We start from the raw sequence: 19,967 nt of genomic DNA, 5'->3' as shown, positions 1-19,967 counted from the left end.
GGTCGGCGGAGCCTCAGCATCGAAACGATGTCACTGCACTCCGGTTCACGACATCGTTCTTTGTTGTTCCTCGCGGCGGCGCACGTTCGGCGCGAGGAGCGGTGATCTCAGTCCGGGCGGGACTGTTCCTGATGTCGACCACGGTGACGTCGGTGGCGTGACGCGACCAGTGGTGAACGCGCCGACGCGGGCCGGTTGTACGCGCGGTGGCGGTACGGGTACGCGGTGCGCGCGTGACGAGACCGCCGGGGCCGCGTTGAGCCAGGGAGGCGGTGGCGATGACTGAAGGTACGGGCGAGGGGTCGGGAGCCGTGACGGCAGGCGACGCGGAAGGGGCGGCGGCGGACACGTCCGGTCAGGCCGTGGTGATCGCGTTCGGGCAGACGCTGAAGACGCTGCGCGTGCGGGCGGGCCTGGAGCGCGAGGAGTTCGGGCGGCGGATCGGATACTCGGCGTCCACGGTCGCGTCGTACGAGCAGGGGCGGCGGATCCCGTCCCGCGGGACCATCGAGCGGGCGGACGAGGTCCTGGCCGCGGGCGGGCTGCTGACCGTGTGGAAGGAGCAGGTGGAGCGGGCCCAGTACCCGGTGTTCTTCCAGGGGATGGCAGCTCTGGAGAAGGCGGCGATCGAGTTGCTCTCGTACGACACGTTTGTGGTCAAAGGCCTGCTCCAGACCGAGGACTACATGAGAGCGGTGCTGGCGATGCGGCGACCGCTCCTGGACCAGGAGACGACCGAACAGCGAGTGGCGGCACGGCTCGCCCGTCAGGACATCTTCGACCGGCGGTCCGCACCGCTGCTGAGCTTCGTGATGGACGAGTCGGTATTGCGGCGTCGACTTGGCGGATTGAACGTGCTGCGAGGGCAGTTGGAACATCTGCTGCTCGTCGGCCAGAAGCGGAACGTCGAGATCCAGGTCATGCCGCTCGACTGTGAGGAAAGCGCGGGCGTGGACGGACCGTTCACCGTCGTCACGCGTGACGACGGTAGGAAGTTCGCGTACATCGAGGCACAGGGAACCAGCACTCTTCAAACCGACCCACAGCAGGCGGCCTTCGCAGCGGCTCGTTATGGGATCATCCGGTCACAGGCTCTCACCCCGCGAGAGTCCCTGGATTTCATCGAGAGATTGCTGGGAGAGCTATGAACACCGCTGAGTCCTCGGCCGTCGTGTCCGGCCTCGCCTGGTTCAAGAGCAGCTACAGCGGAGCGGAGGGTGGCGACTGCGTCGAGGTCGCCGCCGCTACGGGGATTGTGCACATCCGGGACTCCAAGGCCGCGACCGGACCCGTCGTCCGTGTGTCGCGCGAGGCGTGGGCGGGATTCCTCAGGGAGGCCTGACGCTCGCGGGGGAGACGGGTGCCCCGCCGTCCCGTCTCGTCCCGCCCTCGCGGGCCCCTCAGGTCGCCGTCTGTACCGCGCAGATCGTCCTCGCGCCGTTGAAGACGTCCCACGACAGCGTCCGCCTTCCGGTGTACTGGGGGCAGTCGCGGCCGCTCTGCACCGCCGTGATGGCCATGACCGCGTTGTAGCCGCTCGGTACGTCCTTCCGGTCGCAGCCCCACACGGTGAACAGGCGGCCCTCGCCGTCGACGGACCCGTCGGCCCGTCTGTTCAGGATCGCGGGGAAGCACTGGCCCGTGGCGTACACGCGGTCCAGGCACAGGGCGATGAGCGATCCGTCGTCGTTGACGTGGCCCCAGGCCCATCGGCCGGCGCTCTGGGGGCAGTTGACGGCGGCCGTCGTCACCATGGTGACCTTCGTGTAGGCGAAGCCGGCCCCGCAGTCGACGGCGGCCGGCCGCTCCTGGTTCAGCTTGCCCCAGCCGGCGTCGTACGCGTTGAGGCAGGTGCCGACCCCGACGGACGCGAACGCCACGTCGACCGGGTCCGGCGGGTCGCCGGGGGTGGGGTCGGGGGAGGTCTCCGGTTCCTCCGTCTCCTGCGGCTCCTCCTCCGGTTCCTCTTCGGCGGTGGGCGTCGGCTCCCGGTCCGGTGCGGGCGTCGCGAAGGCTCCGCCGGGGGGTCCCGATCCGATCGCGGTCCGCCCCCGGTCCCGTTCGCCGGTCGCGGCCGTCTCCTGCCACGGCTGCCACACGCCCACGAGGAGCACGAGCCCCACGAGGGCGGCGAGCGCCGCCGACGAGGCGCTGACGACGTAGGTGGTGTTGATGTCACGGCCGGCCACGGAGCTCCTGGACCGGCCGTCCGCCCGTACCCTGATGTGCGTCCCGCCGCCGTCGGCGCCGTCCCGGCGGGAGCCGTCCGGGTTCCGCGCGGAGTTCACGACGGTCCCCCTCCGGTGATGTTGACGTCGCGGCCGGCCATGGTGACGCGCGACCGCCCCGAGGCGTGCGCGGTCAGGTGGACGCCGCCGGGCCGCGGTTCCTCCTTCTCGACCATGGGCAGCAGCTCGTCCACGACGGCCCGGACCTCGGGCACCATCTCGGGGTGGGCGGCCAGCAGCCGGCGCAGCCGCGTCCGCCATTCGCCGACGAGTTCCCGCTCGGCCTCCTCGTCCCCGTCCCGCCGGGCGCCGAGCACCTCGGCGCGTGCCTCGCCCAGTTCGGCCAGCACCGTGTCCGCCCGCTCGGGGTGCGCCCGGCGCCACAGCCCGCCCATCGCCCGCTGCGCGCTCTCCCAGCCGGCCGTGGCCATCGCGCCGACCACCGTCGACGCGGCCAGCCGCACCAGGGCAACCAGTTCCGGTTCCATCGCCGTACTCCTGTGTCCGTGTGTCCGTGTGTCCGCTGTGTTCGCTGTGTCCGTCATGCCTGTTGTGCGTGTCGCGTCCGCGTGTCCGCTCGGTGGAGGTCGGCGGGGGGCCGCAGGTCAGTCGTCGTCCCGCCCGGTGCGGGTGGCGTGCTCGGCCAGGTGTTCCGCGAGGGCGTGGAAGACGCACAGGTTCGGGGTCCCGGCGGCGGCCCACACCTGCCGGCGGCCGGCGGCGCGGACGGCGACGGACCCGTCGAGGATCTCGACCCGCCGGACCTGCGCCCATCGCAGCGCCGTCCCCCCGGAGCCGACCTCGTCCCCGGTGACCCACACGGGGCCGAAGGCCAGCCGTGCTCCCCGCCCCAGCGCGGCCAGGGCCCCCGGCACCTGCGCGTCGGCGACGGCCCGGCGGATGCCGGGCCACCACTCCTGGGGCCGGCCGAAGTCACCGTGGCGCAGCACGACCCGCTCGCCGTCGACGTCGACGAGCACCAGGGCGCGGGTGACGCCCCGCGCGGACAGCGCCCTGCGCCGGCGCACCACCGTGGTGTCGAAGCGGACGACGTGGATCCGCCCGCCGCGCACCGCCGTGATCCCGTGCTCGTACAGGTCCAGCCGCGCGACCGCCCTCGTGACCGGTCTGCCGTCGGGCCGCGGCAGGCGCCGCGCGAGCGCGCCGGCCGCGGTCCACCGGGCCGCCCGTCCGGCACCCGGGGCCCGGTGGGTGGCGTGGCGCCTGCCGAGCCGTGCCCGGCCCGCGGCCGCGGAGATCCGCGCCAGCAGCAGTTCCTCGTCGTCCCCGGGGCCGGCGGCCGCCCCGGTCACGCCGCGCCCGCCCGGACGTGCCCGGTGCCGGTGCCGTCCCCGCGCAGGACCGCGCGCCGTGCCCGCGTCAGCACCTCCCCCGGCGCCACCCCCAGGTCGTCGGCGAGGCGCCGCGCGGTGCGGTCGAAGACGGCCAGCGCCTCGGCCCGCCGGTCGTCGCACCGCAGCGCGTGCATCAGCGTCGCGGCGGCCGGTTCGTTCAGCGGCTCCTCCCGGGTCAGGGCGGACAGTTCGGCGATCGCCTCGGCGTGCCGGCCGAGCGTCAGCTGCCAGCCCGCCCTGCGCTGCGCCAGGGCGGCCCTGCGCCCGGTGAGCCGCAGCCGCTCCGACTCGGCGAAGGGACCGGGCAGTCCGGCCAGCGGCTCGCCGCGGAACAGCTCCAGCGCCCGCCCGCACAGCCGTACGGCCTCCGGCAGGTCGCCGGCGCGTTCGGCCCGTCCGGACCGGGTGACGAGGTCCTCCATGCGCAGTACGTCCACCTCGGCGACGCCGTGGGCCAGGCCGTACCCGTACCGGTCGCGCCGGATCACCGAGTCCGGGCGGTCCCCGAGGCGCAGGGTCTTGCGCAGCCGGTACACGTAGACCGGGACGACGTTGCCGTCCGGCATCTCCCTGCCCCACACGTCGTCCAGCAGCCGCCGCCGGCTGACGGAACGGCCCGCGCCCAGTGCCAGCGCCGCCAGCACGGCCTGCTGCCGCAGGGGGCCGACGTCCACGGGCCGCCCCGCGAGCGTCGTCCGCAACGGGCCGAGCAGCGACACCCGGAGCCAGGGACCGGACACGGTGCCCGCCCGCGGCCGCGCGGTCTCCGTCCGCCGCTCCCCGGTCTCCGTCCGCCGCTCCGCGGTGTTCCCCGGCGCCCGTGCCGGCCTGCGCGGGCCCTGCCCCGGTACGACCAGGCCGCAGTCGAAGGCGTGCACGACGGCGGCGGTCCGGTCGCTCAGCCCCAGCTTCCCCAGGAGGCGGCCGACCCGCTCGGCCACCACGGGCCCGGGCAGGGCGAGGACGCCGGCGATCTCGGCGTCCCCCAGACCGCATCCGAGCGCGTAGAGCAGCTCGCGTTCGTCGGTGGTGAGGACCGTCCCGCCCGGGACGCCCCGGGCCTCGGTCGTCGTCGGCATGGCGACTCCCCGTTCTCCCTCTCCGGACCGGTCGATCCGCTCGCCCGGTCGATCACGTCGATGCCGTCGAGACTGGCCGCGGTGCGGGAAATGTGGGAAGTGCAGGGAACAGGTCATATGTGACCGGTGGCCGCGCTACAGTCCCCGCCTGCGGAAACACGGACGATTCAGGGGGAAGGCCGTGACTTGTGGCCAGTGAGTTCGGCACGGTCCTGCGACGACTGCGCGAGAAGGCGGGGCTGACCCGGGAGGAGCTGGAGGGGCTCTCCGAGGTCAGCGTGAGCACCATCAGCGGTCTGGAGAAGGGCCGGCGCGGCAATCCGCGGATGACCACGGTGCGGAAGCTGGCGGACGGGCTCGCGCTGGACCGCGCGGACCGCGAGGAGTTACTGCGCGCCGCCGTCCCGGGGCGCCCGGACGGCGGCGCGGACACCGCCGGTGAACCGGGGACGCGGGAACAGGCGTCCGGGCCGTCCGCCGTACGAGAGCCGGACGGTGCGTCCGGGCCGGAGCGGGGGCTGGAACCGGGGCTGGGGCCGGGGCCGGGGCTGGAGCCGGGGGAACCGACTCTCGGACCCTCTGCCGCGGCACCGCCCCCGCCACCACCCCTGCCCCCGCCACCGCCACCGACGCCGCCCCAGGCTTCGGCGGCGCCCCCGCCACCGACGGCGCACCACGCGCTGGCGGACGCGGCCGAGCAGCTCGCGAAGGCGGTGGCGGCCCGCTGGCAGCGCGAGGAGGAACAGCGCCGGATCCAGGACCCCTTCCCCCTGCCGCTCCGCTGGAAGGCCGCCCCCGGGGCGCTCACCGACCACTGGTCCAACATCCGCCGCCTCCCGCCGGGAGCCCCGAGCGGCCCGCTGGACCTGAGCGGCCGGCTGGAGGAGATCGCGCGGACCTACCGGAGCGTCCCCTCCGGGCGGCTGGTGGTCCTCGGCAGGTCCGGGTCCGGGAAGACGGTGCTGACCCTGCGTTTCGTCCTCGACCACCTGAGGACGCGGACGTCCGCGGAGCCCGTCCCGGTGATCTTCAGCATCGGCGCCTGGGACCCCACCGCCGTCACCCTGCGCGACTGGCTGACCGAGCGGCTGACGCGCGACCACCCCGGCACGGCCGCCCGGGGGCCGGGCCGGGAGAGCCTGGCGGCCGCGCTGGTCGACTCCGGCCGCGTCCTGCCGGTGCTGGACGGGTTCGACGAGATGGCCGACGGGCTGCGGCGCCCCGCGCTCGAGGCCCTCAACGCCACCACCCTCCCCCTCCTCCTCACCAGCCGCCCCGCCGAGTACGCCGCCGCGGTGGCCGAGACCGACGTGCTGACCTCGGCCGCGCCGGTCGAACTCACCGACCTCACCCTCGACGACCTGGACCACTACCTGCCCCGCACCACCCGCAAGACCGACCGCGCGGACCCCGCGGCGGGGGCCTGGGACCCCGTGCTGAAGCACCTGCGCGAGCCGTCGCCGGACGGGACGCCGGCCCCGCTCGCCACCGTCCTGTCGACCCCGCTGATGGTCGCGCTCGCCCGCACCGTCTACAGCGACACCCCGGACCACGACCCGGCCGTCCTCCTCGACACCGGGCGGTTCGGCAGCGCGCGGGAGGTGGAGGAGCACCTGCTCGACAGCTTCCTGCCCACCGTCTACCACCGCCGGCCCGGCCCGGGTTCGCGCGGCTGGGACCCCGACCGCGCCCAGCGGTGGCTCGGCCACCTCGCCCACCACCTGACGGAGCTCAGGACACCCGACCTGGCCTGGTGGCGGCTCGGCGACGGCCTGCGCGCCTCCACCCGCGTCCTGGTCACCGCACTCGTCACCGGGGTGGTCATCGGCCTCGCCGACGTCGTCGCCGCCCTCTTCCGCGTCCCGCTCGGCGTGAGCCTCGTGGACGGGGCGTCCGTCGGGCTCCTGGCCGGCCTCCTGTTCGGGGCCGTGCACTGGCTCACGTACACGGTCCTGGGCAAGGCCGTCACCCCGTCCGCCGTACGCCTGCGCATCCGGGGCCGGTCCGGGCCGCCCCGGTGGACGGCCGGTCCGCGGCTGGTGCTCGGCACGCTGGCCGGTGCGGCCTTCGGCTGCGCGTACGGATGCGCGGTCGGGCTGGTGAACTCCTACCGCTGGCAGGCCGGGCTCTCGTACGCGCTGCACACCGGACTCGTGGACGCGATCGTCCTGGGCCTGGTCTTCGGCGGCGGCGCCGGGATCACCTTCTGCCTCCTCGGTCTCCTCGAGACTCCCCTCGACATCGTCTCCGCCGTGAGCCCGCGCAGCGTCCTGAACGCCGACCGGCGGACGGCTCTCGTCCAACTGGCCTTCTGGACGGTGGTGTTCGGCACGTCGGTCGGACTCGGGGTCGGGGTGGTGGTCGACCTCCTGCAGGGGCACCTGGGCGTGCTGGTCATGGACTCCGCGGCCAGCTTCACGCTCGGCGTCATCAGCGGTCTCGGCGGCGCTCTCGGCTACACCCTGAGCATGACCGCCTGGGGCCAGTGGTGCGTGCTCTCCCGCTTCTGGCTGCCGTTGACCGGACGCCTTCCCTGGGACGTCGTCGCCTTCCTCGACGACGCCTACCGGCGCGGCGTCCTGCGCCGGGCGGGCGCGGTCCACCAGTTCCGCCACGCCCGGCTGCAGAGCCACCTCGCCCGGGCCCACCGGCACCGGGCCCACCGACCCCGAGTCCGCGGTCCCCGAGTCCGCCGACGCGGATGAACCGCCGCCGGGCCGGCTTTCACCGCGATGTCACGGCCCTTCCCTAACGTCCGTCGTCAACGTCCGTCACCGGCGCGCCGGAACGTCCGTCAACGTCCGTCAACGTCCGTCACCGGCGCGCCGGCCGTCGACACACCACCGATCCCGGGGGAACACCCATGTCGAAGACCAGCCGACTCGCCCGCCGCGCCAGGACCGCCGTCCTGACGACGGTCTTGGCGGCCGCCGCCGCCCTCACGCCCACCGTCGCCCACGCCGAGGAGGCACCGCACCACTACTACATCGAACTCGGCGGCACCGGCGCCGCCGCGGACGCGCCCGGCTGCACCATCACGTTCGGCTACGCCAACCGCCACCTGGACGGCGGCACACCCGTCCCCGTCTGCTACCCGGCCTCCGCCGGCCCCTGGCTCAACGGCCGCAACACACCGGACCTGTTCGCGGCGAGCTACGACAGCAGCGTCGCCCAGGGCTACACCAACCTCCTGGCCGCCGTCGAGAAGACCCACCGCGAGGACCCGGCCGCACGGCTGACGATCGTCGGCTACTCCCAGGGCGCGCAGGCCGCCGACGCGGTGCTGGAGACCATCGCGTCCGGCACCACGGGCATCCCGCGGGAGCTGGTCAACGGCATGCTGTACGCCGACCCCAAGCAGCCCGGCACCGGCCTGTGGGCCAAGGTCCCCCGGGGCGTGGGCGCCCTCGGCCTCACGTCGACGGGACCCGGCCCCGAGAGGTTCGCGGGCATCCCGGTCGCCCGCTTCTGCATCCGCGGCGACCTGGCCTGTGACGCCACGACGCCCGTGGCCGCCTTCGACTTCTTCCTCACCGGCACGCACGGGCGCTACGTCCTGGACGGGAACGTCATGACCCGGACCATCGCCCGGGACGGCCTCGACGGGATCTTCTGGTACGAGGCGTGACCCTCCCTTCCGGGCCCGGTCCGCGGGGACCGGGGGCGGGGGCCGGCCGGGGTGCCGCGCAGCGGCCGCCGGTCCCCGCCGCGGACCACGCGGGTGACGCGGTGCCGGCCCGCGCGGTGGCCGGCCACCGCCGGTCCGCCGGCCTCCACGGGCCGTCGGCGGACCGGGCGGCCGCTCGGCAGCGGGTACGGCCGTGCCGGGCCGGGCCCGCGGTGTGCCGGGGTCGCGGCGTACCGAGGGCCCGGCACGGTTGCCGGGGTCCGCGCCGTGCGGACGGGACGACGTCGTCCGGCCCGTGACGGGGGGGGCGGGAGACCGGCGGGGAGCCGGCACGGAACCGCCCCGCGGACCGGCGCCGTTGCCGGGACTTCGAGGACGGCGGCTCTCACGCCCGCGCGGGCGGAAGGGGCGCGGCCGGCGGCCGCTCGGGCTCGTGCGGGAGCCGTGCGACGCGGACGCGTCCGGGGCGCCCGGCGGCGGCCGTCACCGGCCCGCTCCGGGCGGAGTGCCTCACGGAACGGGGAGACAGTCCTCGTCCGAACAGGCGAGTTCTTCGTCGACGGGCTTGTCGAGCAGCACCGTGGTGGCGGCGCGCCCGTCCGAGGACCAGTCGGCGTGCTGCAGGAGCTCCGGGGCGGCGCCGGCGATGACGGTGAGGGGGATGCGGACGGGCAGGCGGGCCATGAGAGCGACGAGTTCCCTGGTCGCCGTGTCCTCCAGGTGGAGGTTGTCGATGATCAGGACGATCGGGCCGTCGTGGGCGACGGCTTCCAGGAAGTACCGCCAGACGTCCCGCCACTCCTCGGCGCCCATCCGCTCGGGCGAGCGGTTCGAGGTCTCGAGGACCGAAGTGCAGCGGGCGACCAGCCAGTTGATGCAGCTCTTCCCGGCGTCCAGGCGCTGGACGGCGGCGCTGACCTTGCGGCGGACCGCCCAGGGCGGATCGGACTTCGACAGCCCCGAGAACCTGGAGATGATCCTCCGGTGCAGGCCGAAGGGGCCCGCCTCGGCGGCGTCCCGGCCGTTCCAGCTCAGCACCTGGGCCCCGTCGAGCGCCGAGCCGGCGAACTCCCCCAGCTTGTCGAGCATCCGGCGGCGGGGCGCCTCCTCGGTGCTCAGCACGGTGATCAGGTGCGGCTGGGACCAGCGGTTGCTGTGGGTCATCACCCCCTGCAGCAGGTCGAGTTCGCGGTGGTGGGCGTCGTCGTCGGCGGGCTCGGGGTCGATGGGGCCGAGCAGTTTCCAGCGGAGGGGCGTGCCCGGGATCTCCTCGTACGCGAAGTGTTCCCTGGTCTCCTCGCGCGTGCGGTCGCAGACGTGGGTCCCGTCCGGGGTCGCCAGGGCCAGGAGCGCCTCGCACTCCTTCACCGTGGCGCCGTAGACCCTGGGCGGACGGCTGCCGCCGAGCGACTGGCTCACCAGGACCGCGCCCGTCGCGACGGCCGTACGCAGTTCCGTGCGGGCGGTCACGGGGCCGCCGGGCCGCGCGGCGGGCGCGGCCAGGGCCGTGCGCAGCGCGGTCGCGGCGCGGGCCGCGCGCAGCGGGTACTCGCTGTCGTCGGGGTCCGCCGGGAAGAGGGCGAGGGTGAGGGCGTGCAGCGAGAAGACGACCGTACCGCCGCAGCGCTCGATCTCCTGGTGGATCAGGGTGCCCACCCCGTCCATGACGGCGTCGAGTTCGCAGGCGTCGGTGGAGGCGGGGTCGGGTTCGGCCCGCACCAGCAGGAGGCTGGCCTGGCCGCGTACGGCGGAGGCGACGGTGGGTGTGCCGGTGCCGGTGCCGGTGCCGGTGTCCGGCGTCGGCAGGTCCCGGACGGGGGCACGGTGGATCGCCGTGTCGTTCTTCCGCGACCCACCGCTGACGGGGGCCAGTGCCTTGGGGGCCAGTTTCTTGGGGGCCGGTGTCTGGACGGGGGCGGAGAGGACGGCTCGGAGGGCCGGACGGTCGGGACCGGGTCCCGAACCCTGCACGGGCACCCGGGGCGGGTCCGGGAGCTCGCCCTCGGACCGGCCTCTCGCGCCGTGCGGCCGGTCCGGTGCCTCGGCGAGCGTCAGGGTCGGGGCGGGCCGGGCGCCCGCCGGGTCGGGAAGGTGCGGGCGGGGGGCCGGATTCTGGAGGGAGGGTTGAGGCGGGGCGGGGTCCGGGCGGTCGGGGACGGGCCGCGGGCCGAACGGCCGGGGCTCCAGGTCCATCGCACCGGGCAGCAGGGCCGCCGTGCCCTGCACGGAGTACGGCCCGGCGGGGGCGGGCAGGGCCTGAAGGGCGAGGTCGTGGGTGAGGATCGCCTGCTGGAGCTGCTGGAGTTCCCGGCTGGGTTCGAGACCGAGCTCCTCGACGAGCCGGGTCCGCAGCCGGCTGAACACCCCCAGCGCGTCCGACTGGCGCCCGCAGCGGTACAGGGCGCGCATGAGCTGGCCGCAGGCGCGCTCGCGCAGCGGCTCGTTCTCCACCAGCGACTCCAGCTCGCCGAGCACCGCGTAGTGGCGTCCGCAGGCGAGCTGGGCCTCGAAGACGTCCTCCAGGACGTCCAGCCGCATGTTCTGGAGGGTGGTCAACTCCGGCCACAACAGGCCCACTTCGGTCAGGTCCGCGAGGGCCGGGCCGCGCCACAGCTCCAGGGCGTCGCTGAGGAGTGTCGCCGCCGCGTCGGGTTCCCCCGCCTCCAGCCGGGTCCGCCCCTCGCGCACCCACCGGTGGAAGAGGTGCAGGTCGACCCGTTCGAGGGCGACGTCCAGGGAGTAGCCGGGAGGCTGGGTGCGCAGCGCCACGGGCGCTTCCGCGCCGGGGGCGGTGACGAGTTTGCGGCGAAGGCTCCAGATCGAGTTCTGCAGGATCTTCCGGGCGGTCATGGGAGCTTCCTCGACGCTCCACAGGGCCTTCAGCAGTTTACTGATGGGTACGGTCTGGTTGGGGTGGAGGAGGAGATATCCGAGCGTCGCCCGCTGCTTGCTTCCCCCCAGGGAGATGGGCTGCCCACCGGATATGACTTCTAACGGCCCTAACATCCTGAACCACATAGTCCCTCAGCATGGTTGGCGTGCGGCGCAGGGCTCACCCCCCTATACGCCGGGAACACTGCCAATGCTACTAAGAGGACGAGCCAATACCACAACAATCTGTGTTCGACGCCTCACGAACCGGTGGTCCTGTCGGCGGTGCCGGTGTCAACCTGCCCACTGCGTGCGGACTTCTATCGTCCGCGGGCCGAACTCCTGGTGAACCGCGCCTTCACCGGTCCTCCACGGGTTCCGCCACCGGTTCCCACAAGGGTCGGAACCGCTCCTCCATGAGGACCGGCTCCGGTCCTCCATGAGTGCCGGCTCCGGTTCCCGCAAGGGCCGGAACCGGTCCCGCCGGTTGCCGGCCGGACGACCGCGGTCCTCTCGACCGATCGCGGTGTCCGGCCGGCCGCCGGTCATCCGCCCCGTTCCCCCGGGGAGGTGACCGGTCCGCGTCCGTGCGGGGTCAGCTCGCCGCGGAGGCCGTGGCGCCGGTCAGGCCGGCCGCGAGGCCGGCGGCCCGGATGCCGGTCTCGATGGCGCCGTCCACGTAGCCGCCCCAGCCGGTCGCGATGTCGCTGCCCGCGAAGACCAGCCGGCCGTGCGGCTGGCGGACGGCGCGCAGCGAACCGAGCAGCTGGCCGGGGGTCCGGAAGGTCCAGCCGCCCTTGGCGTAGGCGTCCCTGCCCCAGTCGTGGCCCTTGACGGACAGCACCTTGGTGCCCGGGAGCAGCTCGCTGATGGCGCTCTGCACCTGCGACACGCTGGTGACGTCCAGGTTCGGGTTGACGCTGAAGCCGATGAGCACCGTGCCCAGGGACGACTTGTCGGAGTGGGTGAGGACCAGGTCGAGCAGCCCGCCGCTCTTGCCGTTCATGAGCGGGCGGCCGATGTCGCCCTGGACCTGGATGAAGACCTTCTTGGCGGTGGGCACGCCGACGGTCTGGGTGCTCAGCCGCGAGAACTCGGCCGGCAGGCCGGAGGCGAAGTTGATGGAGTTCCAGGTGTTGACGGGCACGGCCACCACCACGGCGGGGGCCTCGTACACCACGCCGCCCGCCGTCACCTGGACCCGGGAGCCGATGTCGGTGACCTTGGTGACGGGCGTGTTGTAGAGGACGGGCGCGCCGGACTCGGCGAGCATCCGGGAGATGACGTTGCTCATCCCGCCCACGGGACGGGTGACGTTGATGCCGTGGAACGTCTCCGTGTTGTAGCCGCACAGCGCCCACCAATGGGCGAGCTGGGTGAGCGCGCCGCGCTCGAAGCCGCCGCCGTACGCGCCGGTGGTGGCGCTCACCCAGTTCATCTCCAGGTCCGACAGGCGCAGTTGGCGCGCCCGGTCGCCGAGGGTCAGCTTGTCGAGGTCGACCAGCAGGTCCTCGCGGTAGAAGGGGTCGTAGGCGCGCGGCAGGTACGTCTCGGAGCCTTCGACGAACTTCCGCAGGAGGGCGTCCTGCTGGTCGAGGAAGGTCAGTTCCTGCCGGGCGTAGCCGCCGGTCTCCGTGGCGAACACCGCGTAGTCCGGGTTGGGGTCGTCCACCCTGGCGATGCCCAGGCGCTGGACCTCGTTCCAGATCAGCGTCTGGCTGGGGTGGATCCAGGTCGCGCCGAACTCGATCGGCAGCCCCCCGAACGTGCTCGACCAGGCCCGGCCGCCGACGCGGCCGCGGGCCTCGATGATCAGCGTGCGCTTCCCCTTGGCCTTCAGTTCCCGCGCGGCCGACACGCCGGCGAAGCCGCCGCCGATGACGATCGCGTCGTAGCTGCGGCCGGCCTCCGTCGTCCCCGCCGCGAAGGCGGGGCGGACGGCCGCGGCACCGACGGCGACCGACGCCCCCGCGGCCGCGCCGGCCTTGAGTATCGCGCGACGCGAGGTGCGCGTTCCCCCGAAGAACGTCTCTTTCTTGTGCTTCATCCCAGTCCCCTCGTACACAACGTGGTCCGTTGTCCAGGAATCAAGCGCTGCTGTGGTCACCTGAACGGTTCACCACACTAGTTGCGGTTGACTGAAATCGATCGCACATTTCCCATTGACTGATAATCGCCTGTCTCCACAGGTTTAGGGATTGCCGCAGATCGGCGGATTACCGTCCGATGGGCGGCCGGTGGCCGTACGGGACAAGGGCCCGGCCGGCTTCTGGTTAGCTTGGCGAGGACGGGGCGGTTACTCGCTGGTGGCGGGGGGATGGTCCGGTCTCGCTTAATTTGTTCGGACCCCGAAACGGCAATGGCGCTGGCTGGCCTACGCCCATGCCTTTCACCCCCGCCGAAATCACCAAGGAGCTGGTATGGCCGTCAGGTCCAACGAAGCGGAAAACATTCTCAAGGCGGTCCGGGAAATCGTCCCGACGCTGCGGGCGAACGGCGTGGCGTCCGAGGACCAGCGCTGGATAGTCCAGGAGAACATCGACCTCCTGGAGAAGGCCGGCGTCTTCCGTATCGCCGTTCCCAAGCGTTTCGGCGGCCTGGACCTCCCGCTGAAGGAGCAGGTCGAGATCATCACCGAGATCTCCCGGGGCTGCGGCTCCACCGGCTGGGTGGCCGTCGCCTGGATCTCCAGCGCCTGGATGGCCACGCTGTACCCGCTCGAGGCCCAGGAGGAGATCTTCGAGGGCGGCTCGGTGCGCATCTCCGGCGGCTTCACCCCGACCGCGAAGATGGTCCCCACCGAGGGCGGCTACCTCCTCAACGGTGCCTGGCGCTTCAACTCCGGTGTCCGCGGCGCCCACTGGGACCTGCTCGCCGCCGAGCTGGAGCACGCCGACGGCACCGTCGAAGAGGTCTATGCCATGGTCCCGGTGGACCAGCTGACGATCGCCGACGACTGGCACGTCTCGGCCGCCATCGCCACCGGCAGCTCGACGTCGAGCGCCACGGACCTCTTCGTGCCGGCCCACCGGGTCGTCACCCTGGAGGCCGCCGTCCTCGGCACCAGCGGCGGCGGCGCCGTCACCGGCTCCCAGGGACGCGACTACAGCCTGATCAGCTTCGTCGTCGCCGAGTCCGTGGCCGTCTACATCGGCATGGCGCGCGCCGCGCACGAGGAGCTCGTCGCCACGGTCAAGGGCAAGCCGCTCGCCTACAGCAACGTCACCGACCAGGCGCAGCACCCGCTGACCCAGATCCAGATCGCGCTGGCCCACAGCAAGATCGAGGCCGCCGAGGCGCTCGCCGAGACCTACCTCGGCTTCCTCCAGGAGCGCGCCGACGCCGGCGAGCAGCCGACCTGGGAGGAGAAGGCGGAGGTCCGCGGCAAGGCCGGCGCCGCGATCCTGCTCACCCAGGAGGCCCTCGAGGCGCTCCACTCCGTCAGCGGCGCCGGCTCGCTCTCCCGCAAGGCGCACTTCCAGCGCTTCTACCGGGACCTGCAGGGCCTGTCCCGGCACGGCCTGATGGCCCCGAACATGGGCCTCGAGGTGTACGGCCGCACGCTGCTCGGCCTCGACCCCGACAGCCTTTTCCTGTAGTACGCCGCCTTCGGTGGCGCACTGATTCCGAAGAGAAAATTGAGGAGCAAGTCAATGTCGAACACGAACCAGGGTCCGGTGACCGTTCTCGGTCTGGGAATGATGGGCGCCGCCCTGGCCACCGCCTTTGTGAAGAACGGCAATCCGACCACCGTGTGGAACCGTTCCGCTGACAAGGCGGACGCGCTCGTCGAACAGGGCGCCGTCCTCGCCGCGGACGTCAAGCAGGCGATCGAGGCCAGCCCGGTCGTCGTGGCGTGCGTCTCCACCTACGAGGTGCTGAACGGCCTGCTCGCCGACTCCGCCGCCGAGCTGAAGGGCAAGGTGGTCATCAACCTCACCTCGGGCACCCCCGAGGACGCCCGCGCCCTCGCCGTCTGGGCCGAGCAGAACGGCGTCCGCTACCTGGACGGCGCCATCATGGCCGTCCCGCAGATGATCGGCCTGCCCCAGGCCCTGATCTTCTACGCCGGCGCCCAGGAGGTGTACGCCGAGCACGAGGAGCTGCTGAAGCCGCTCGCGGGCACGAACGTGTACCTGGGCGCGGACACCGGTGTCGCGATGATCTACGACCTCGGTCTGCTGTCGCTGCTGTGGTCGAGCCTGGCGGGTTACTTCCACGCCGTGGCCCTCGTGAACTCGGCCGGCGTCTCGGCGGAGGCGTTCACCCCGTTCGCCCTGACCTGGATCGAGCACGTCATCACCCCCTCGATCCCGCAGAGCGCCCAGGAGATCGACTCGGCGAGCTTCGACACCGAGATCTCCAGCCTCGGCGTCAACAAGGCCGCGATCGAGCACCTGGTCGCCACGAGCAAGCAGCTCGGCGTCAACAGCGACTTCTCGGCCGCCATCCAGGCGCTGATCGAGCGTCGCGTCGCGCAGGGCCACGCCGGCCACAGCCTGGCCAGCCTGGTCGAGGCGTTCAAGCAGGGCTGACCCCCGCGGCGTCCCTCCGGGGACGCCACGTGCGCGGTGGGGCAGGAGCCCGCTGGGCGGGACACGGCCGCGTGCCGGGTCCCGCCCAGCGGCGTGCCGGACGGGCGCGGGTCCCGAGGACCCGCGGTACATGACTCCGGCGGCCCGTCCGTGCCCCGCCGCACTCACCGCGAGCGGCGGCACACGGGTGCGGGGCGCGCGAGCGGGCCCCGCACCCGTGCGCGGGCGCCGTGCGGGCGCGGGCTCGGTGGTCGGCACGGACGGTGCGGTCCGGCGGCCGACCCGGGCGGCGCTGTGCGGGCGCGAGCTCGGTGACCGGCACGGGCCGCGCTGTGCGGGCGCGGCCGGTGGCCGACGCAGGCCCGGACCCGACGCGGGCGCGGTGCGAGCGCACGCGACACGGGTACGGGCCGACACACACGGGCCGCGCTGTGCGGGCGCGGCCCGGTGACCGACCCGGGCGGCACGGTACGGGCGCGAGCTCGGTGACCGGCACGGGCCGCGCTGTGCGGGCGCGGCCGGTGGCCGACGCAGGCCCGGACCCGACGCGGGTTCGGACCCGACGCAGGCCCGGACCCGACGCGGGCGCGGTGCGAGCGCACGCGACACGGGTACGGGCCGGCACGGGTGAGGGCCGGTGGTCGGGACGTGGAAGTCGTCCCGGCCGCCGGCCCTCGTGCTCGTGCTCGTGCGGGTCGTGCCGCCCGTTACGCGGCGGGCAGCGCCAGGGGGCGCCGGTAGCCGCCCCGGATGATGTCGCAGGTGTCGCGCAGGGCCGTCTCCAGCCAGGCGATGTCGTCGTCCGAGAGCAGGACGGACGGCTCGAAGCGCAGGGTGTCGGGGGCGCTCGCGGTCGGGAACGTACGGACCCGGTGGCCGCGCAGCAGGTGGCCCGCGACCAGGTAGCCGAACAGGCCGGCCCGGGCCGCCTCGGCGACCGGGGGGACCGGCGCCCCGGACTGGTCGTGGAACTCCAGGCCGAGCATCAGGCCGCGGCCGCGGACGTCCTTGACGACCTCGGGGAAGTCCTCCCGCACGGAGTTCAGCATGGCCAGCAGCCGCTCGCCCAGCTCGGCGGCCCTGCGGTAGACGGCGCCGTCGTCGGCCTCCAGGAGCTCGAGGACCTTCAGGGCGATGCGGTTGGAGAAGCCGTCCTTGGCGAAGGTCGAGCTGTGGATCAGTTCGAACTCGCCGCGGTAGCGCGAGGCGCGCACCAGCAGCACCGAGATCTTGGCGAGGCCGCCGCCCAGGCTCTTGGCGAGGGTGTAGTAGTCGCCGCGCAGCCCCAGGCGCGTGCCGGCCAGGAAGTCGCCCGTGCGCCCCATGCCGCTCTGGATCTCGTCCACGACGACCGGTGCGCCGATCTCCGCGCAGACCTCCTGGACCTCCCGGACGAACTCCACCGACAGCTCGCGGATGCCGCCCTCGCCCTGGATCGGCTCCAGGACGAACGCGCAGACGACGGGCGCCTCGTGCTCCGTCAGCCGGACCCGGCCGTCCTCCAGGGCCAGGCCGAGGAGGGTGGCGCGCTCCTCGTCGACGATCTTGCGCAGGGCGCCCGGCTGGTCGAGCGGGACGAACCGCGCCTGCGCGGCCAGCGCCCCGAACGGGGTGCGGTAGCCCTCGTTGTGGGTGAGCTGGACCGTGCCGACCAGCTTCCCGTGGAAGGAGCCCTCCGGGGAGAGGAAGACCGGGGGACGCCCGGCCTGGGCGTCGTTGTGGGCGGTGAGGCGGTCGATCAGCTCGTCCAGGACGGCCGGGGCCGCACCGTCCGCGGCCACGCCGAAGCGGGTGAGGACGTCGGCGGGCACCGTCGCCGAACCGTCCCGCACGGCCGCGCGCACCGCGTCGAGGCCGCCGCGCACGGACTCCAGGAGCGCGCCGAGGCGGATGCCCCGGTCCATCTCGGCGTGTTTGAGCGCGGCCTCGTTGGCCTCGGCGCCGGTGTTGGCGAAGACGGCGAAGAACGGCTCGTCGTCGCCGGTCTCGCGGCGGACGATCCGGTTCAGGGCGAGTGCCAGCTCGGCGGCCTCCGGATGCAGGGAGAACTGCGCGTGCACCGGGACGCCGCTCTCCAGCAGCTCCTTCGCGTACGCGACGATCGCGGGGTGGTTGTGGCCCAGCAGGAGCGAGCCGTATCCCCCCGCGTAGTCCACGACGGCGACCTCGCGGCCGTCCTCGCCCCGCCGGTGGAGGTGGTTCCCCTCGGCCCGGACGTACGCGGCGTCCAGGCCGGCGGAGGCCAGCACGGCTCCCAGATGGGGTTCGGCCAACTGCGTTTGTTCCGCGGGGGCATTCGAAGCATCGGTCATGGGGCCAACATGACCGAATGCGCGCCAGTGTGCGGTAACGGCGCGGTCATCGGCGGTCGTCGGCACGGTGAAAGAGATCGATTACTTGGCGATTAGGCGCGGGAAAGTGCCGAGCGGATACGTTTTCCATCCACCCCTTTATTGCGTAGGGGGCCCTCAAGCCGAATCCGAAGAGGGGAAATGACTCCTGCATCCGCAGAGCTCGAACCCGCAGCCTCGCGGACGGGGCTGCGCACGTCCGTCGAGGCCACTTCGCTGCGGGATGTGATGTCCCAGTTCGCCACCGGCGTCACCGTGCTCACGGTGGGTGGCGACCACATCCACGCCATGACGGCCAACGCCTTCAGCTCCGTGTCGCTCGCCCCGCCGACCGTGCTGGTCTCCATCGACCACAGCGCCGTCATGTTCGACGAGCTGACCGGGGCCGGGCACTTCGGCGTGAACATCCTGGCAGCCGGACAGCAGTCGCTCGCCCGGCACTTCGCGAACAAGAAGCGCGTCCTCGGGCTCGCACAGTTCGACGACGTCGAATGGGCACCGGGCGAACGCACGGGCGCCCCGCTCCTGGCCGGCGCGCTCGCCTGGCTGGAGTGCGACGTGGTCGACGCGCACGCCTCGGGCGACCACACGATCTTCGTCGGCAGGGTGCTGGACTGCCGACGGGGCTGCGACGACGCGGCGTTGACGTTCTTCGACGGGAAGTTCGGCCACGCCCCGCGGGCCGCCTGACGGTTCCGCACGCCCTCGTGGCGCGCGGTCGCACACACCGGCGCACACCGGCCGGACACGACGAACCACACCACGCATCACACGAAGGAGACAGACATGACCGCCTCGACCCCCGAAGTCGACCTGTACAGCCTCGAACTCACCGACGACCCGGAGGTCCAGAACGACGTCTTCCTGAAGATCTTCAACTCCGGGGACGGCGCCGCCTTCGACAACCTCTACCTCGACGACGCCATCTCCAACCTGACGGGCGGCCCGCTGACCGGCGAGGCCCGCACCAAGGGCATCATCGAGCTGCTCGCCAAGGGCCCGACGCTGAAGTCCGTCGTCAAGCACTCCTACACCGCCGACGACGTCACGCTCATCGTGGTCGACTTCGAGCTGGGGCTGCCCGGCGAGGACGGCGAGCTGGTCCAGGTCAAGGGCAGCTGCACCGACGTCATCCGCCGGACCGAGGACGGCAAGTGGCTGATGGCGGTGGACCGTCCGGTCGCCGACATCACCGTCTGAGCCGTCCGAACCGCACCACCCCGCACCACCCGCACCATCCAGCACCACCCGCACCACGAGACGGACGAGGCCGGGTTCCCCGAGGGGAGCCCGGCCTCTTCGCGATGTACCGTGCGGTCGCGGTCCGTCGCGTCAGTCGCGCGGTTCCTCGCCGAACGGGTCGTCGACGGCGTACAGCCACGAGCCGTCCGCCTGCTTGCGCAGGACGTCCAGGCCGACGCCGCGCAGGCTCTCGCGGCCCTCGCCGCTCGCCGTGTTGATCTCCATGGTCCAGTCCACGACCAGCAGGGCGGTGTCGCCGGTGACGTACGCCTCCCGCAGGTCGGTCTCGATGTGCGGCCGCATGGTGGTGAGGAATTCCTCGATGGCGGCCCGGCGGTCCGCGCCGCTCACCGGGTTGCCCTTCTCCCACGCGATGATGCCGGCTTCGGTGTAGTGGGCATTGACGCGCTCCGCGTCGCCCGAGTTGAAGGCGGCGACATAACTCTCGAGGTGCGCCGCGAGCTCCTTGGGGAGCTCGACGGCCGTTGCGGTGTTGGACATTCTTCTGTCCTCCGGAAAGTGAGGATGGAAAGAGCGATGAGAGTGACAACTACGTCGAAAAGCTATCCGCAGGACGGAAACCCGGGACTCACCGAGGGGTAACGCCGCACGCCGGAAGGCGGGGGCACGGCTCCGATTACCGGGCCGTGATCACACGCTGGATCTTCGGAAGACTCC

At 73.0% G+C, this 19,967-nt stretch carries 16 protein-coding genes; 8 read left to right on the top strand and 8 right to left on the bottom strand.

Annotated features, from left to right (window positions below; translation table 11 throughout):
* Nucleotides 1-278: 278 nt before the first annotated feature.
* Together ACZ5FU_RS05775 and ACZ5FU_RS05770 are read left to right on the top strand one after the other, a co-directional pair.
* Complete coding sequence (locus ACZ5FU_RS05775; RefSeq protein WP_468644241.1) at nt 279-1,148, top strand: helix-turn-helix domain-containing protein; 870 nt, start codon at nt 279-281, stop codon at nt 1,146-1,148.
* A complete protein-coding gene (locus tag ACZ5FU_RS05770; protein ID WP_469044760.1) occupies nt 1,145-1,342 on the top strand; it encodes a DUF397 domain-containing protein in 198 nt (65 codons plus the stop codon). Before ACZ5FU_RS05775 ends, ACZ5FU_RS05770 begins: the two co-directional genes overlap by 4 nt.
* 58 nt (nt 1,343-1,400) lie before the next feature.
* Here the strand turns inward: ACZ5FU_RS05770 and ACZ5FU_RS05765 are convergent, their stop codons facing one another.
* The 4 genes from ACZ5FU_RS05765 to ACZ5FU_RS05750 all read right to left on the bottom strand — a co-directional run bounded on the left by ACZ5FU_RS05765 (nt 1,401) and on the right by ACZ5FU_RS05750 (nt 4,662).
* Nucleotides 1,401-2,288 (bottom strand): hypothetical protein, encoded by an 888-nt coding sequence (locus tag ACZ5FU_RS05765; RefSeq protein ID WP_451530507.1) that lies wholly within the window; start codon nt 2,286-2,288, stop codon nt 1,401-1,403.
* Nucleotides 2,285-2,716 (bottom strand): hypothetical protein, encoded by a 432-nt coding sequence (locus tag ACZ5FU_RS05760; RefSeq protein ID WP_451778903.1) that lies wholly within the window; start codon nt 2,714-2,716, stop codon nt 2,285-2,287. Before ACZ5FU_RS05760 ends, ACZ5FU_RS05765 begins: the two co-directional genes overlap by 4 nt.
* Nucleotides 2,717-2,833: 117 nt before the next feature.
* The gene (locus ACZ5FU_RS05755) at nt 2,834-3,541 is read right to left on the bottom strand and encodes a DUF6585 family protein (protein WP_469044759.1); all 708 of its coding nucleotides are present in this window, start codon (nt 3,539-3,541) and stop codon (nt 2,834-2,836) included.
* Nucleotides 3,538-4,662 carry a BTAD domain-containing putative transcriptional regulator gene (locus ACZ5FU_RS05750; protein ID WP_451530510.1) on the bottom strand — a complete coding sequence of 375 codons (1,125 nt, stop codon included), beginning with the start codon at nt 4,660-4,662 and terminating at the stop codon, nt 3,538-3,540. The genes ACZ5FU_RS05755 and ACZ5FU_RS05750 overlap by 4 nt, the downstream gene beginning before the upstream one ends.
* Nucleotides 4,663-4,850: 188 nt before the next feature.
* Here ACZ5FU_RS05750 and ACZ5FU_RS05745 point away from each other — a divergent pair, with 188 nt between their 5' ends.
* Entirely contained in the window at nt 4,851-7,367 is a 2,517-nt protein-coding gene (locus ACZ5FU_RS05745; RefSeq protein WP_469044757.1) for a helix-turn-helix domain-containing protein, read from the top strand.
* A gap of 158 nt (nt 7,368-7,525) precedes the next feature.
* Nucleotides 7,526-8,290, top strand: coding sequence for a PE-PPE domain-containing protein (locus tag ACZ5FU_RS05740; RefSeq protein ID WP_451778892.1), 765 nt, complete (start codon nt 7,526-7,528; stop codon nt 8,288-8,290).
* 510 nt (nt 8,291-8,800) lie between these two features.
* Here ACZ5FU_RS05740 and ACZ5FU_RS05735 read toward each other — a convergent pair.
* Together ACZ5FU_RS05735 and ACZ5FU_RS05730 are read right to left on the bottom strand one after the other, a co-directional pair.
* On the bottom strand, nt 8,801-11,140 hold the full coding sequence (locus ACZ5FU_RS05735) for an AfsR/SARP family transcriptional regulator (RefSeq protein WP_469044755.1): 2,340 nt from the start codon (nt 11,138-11,140) through the stop codon (nt 8,801-8,803).
* A 616-nt stretch (nt 11,141-11,756) separates the two neighbouring features.
* Nucleotides 11,757-13,208 (bottom strand): flavin monoamine oxidase family protein, encoded by a 1,452-nt coding sequence (locus ACZ5FU_RS05730; protein ID WP_451530514.1) that lies wholly within the window; start codon nt 13,206-13,208, stop codon nt 11,757-11,759.
* Nucleotides 13,209-13,581: 373 nt separating this feature from the next.
* Here ACZ5FU_RS05730 and ACZ5FU_RS05725 point away from each other — a divergent pair, with 373 nt between their 5' ends.
* Nucleotides 13,582-14,760 carry an acyl-CoA dehydrogenase family protein gene (locus ACZ5FU_RS05725; RefSeq protein WP_451530515.1) on the top strand — a complete coding sequence of 393 codons (1,179 nt, stop codon included), beginning with the start codon at nt 13,582-13,584 and terminating at the stop codon, nt 14,758-14,760.
* A 54-nt stretch (nt 14,761-14,814) separates the two neighbouring features.
* Nucleotides 14,815-15,696: an NAD(P)-dependent oxidoreductase gene (locus tag ACZ5FU_RS05720; protein ID WP_451530516.1), complete on the top strand. Its 882-nt coding sequence runs from the start codon at nt 14,815-14,817 to the stop codon at nt 15,694-15,696.
* 707 nt (nt 15,697-16,403) lie between these two features.
* On the opposite strand, the gene ACZ5FU_RS05715 is transcribed toward ACZ5FU_RS05720, so the two are convergent.
* A complete protein-coding gene (locus ACZ5FU_RS05715) occupies nt 16,404-18,008 on the bottom strand; it encodes an aspartate aminotransferase family protein (RefSeq protein ID WP_451530517.1) in 1,605 nt (534 codons plus the stop codon).
* A 180-nt stretch (nt 18,009-18,188) separates the two neighbouring features.
* Between ACZ5FU_RS05715 and ACZ5FU_RS05710 the strand changes: the two genes are divergently transcribed.
* Together ACZ5FU_RS05710 and ACZ5FU_RS05705 are read left to right on the top strand one after the other, a co-directional pair.
* On the top strand, nt 18,189-18,737 hold the full coding sequence (locus tag ACZ5FU_RS05710) for a flavin reductase family protein (RefSeq protein WP_451530518.1): 549 nt from the start codon (nt 18,189-18,191) through the stop codon (nt 18,735-18,737).
* 96 nt (nt 18,738-18,833) lie between these two features.
* The gene (locus ACZ5FU_RS05705) at nt 18,834-19,247 is read left to right on the top strand and encodes a YybH family protein (RefSeq protein WP_451530519.1); all 414 of its coding nucleotides are present in this window, start codon (nt 18,834-18,836) and stop codon (nt 19,245-19,247) included.
* Between the two features lie 132 nt (nt 19,248-19,379).
* Here the strand turns inward: ACZ5FU_RS05705 and ACZ5FU_RS05700 are convergent, their stop codons facing one another.
* The gene (locus tag ACZ5FU_RS05700; protein WP_382784508.1) at nt 19,380-19,790 is read right to left on the bottom strand and encodes a YybH family protein; all 411 of its coding nucleotides are present in this window, start codon (nt 19,788-19,790) and stop codon (nt 19,380-19,382) included.
* Nucleotides 19,791-19,967: the final 177 nt, after the last annotated feature.

The organism is Streptomyces sp. NPDC031554 (genome assembly GCF_055580685.1).
Note: the sequence above shows the minus strand (reverse complement) of the source record. Positions and strands in the feature narration are given on the sequence as shown.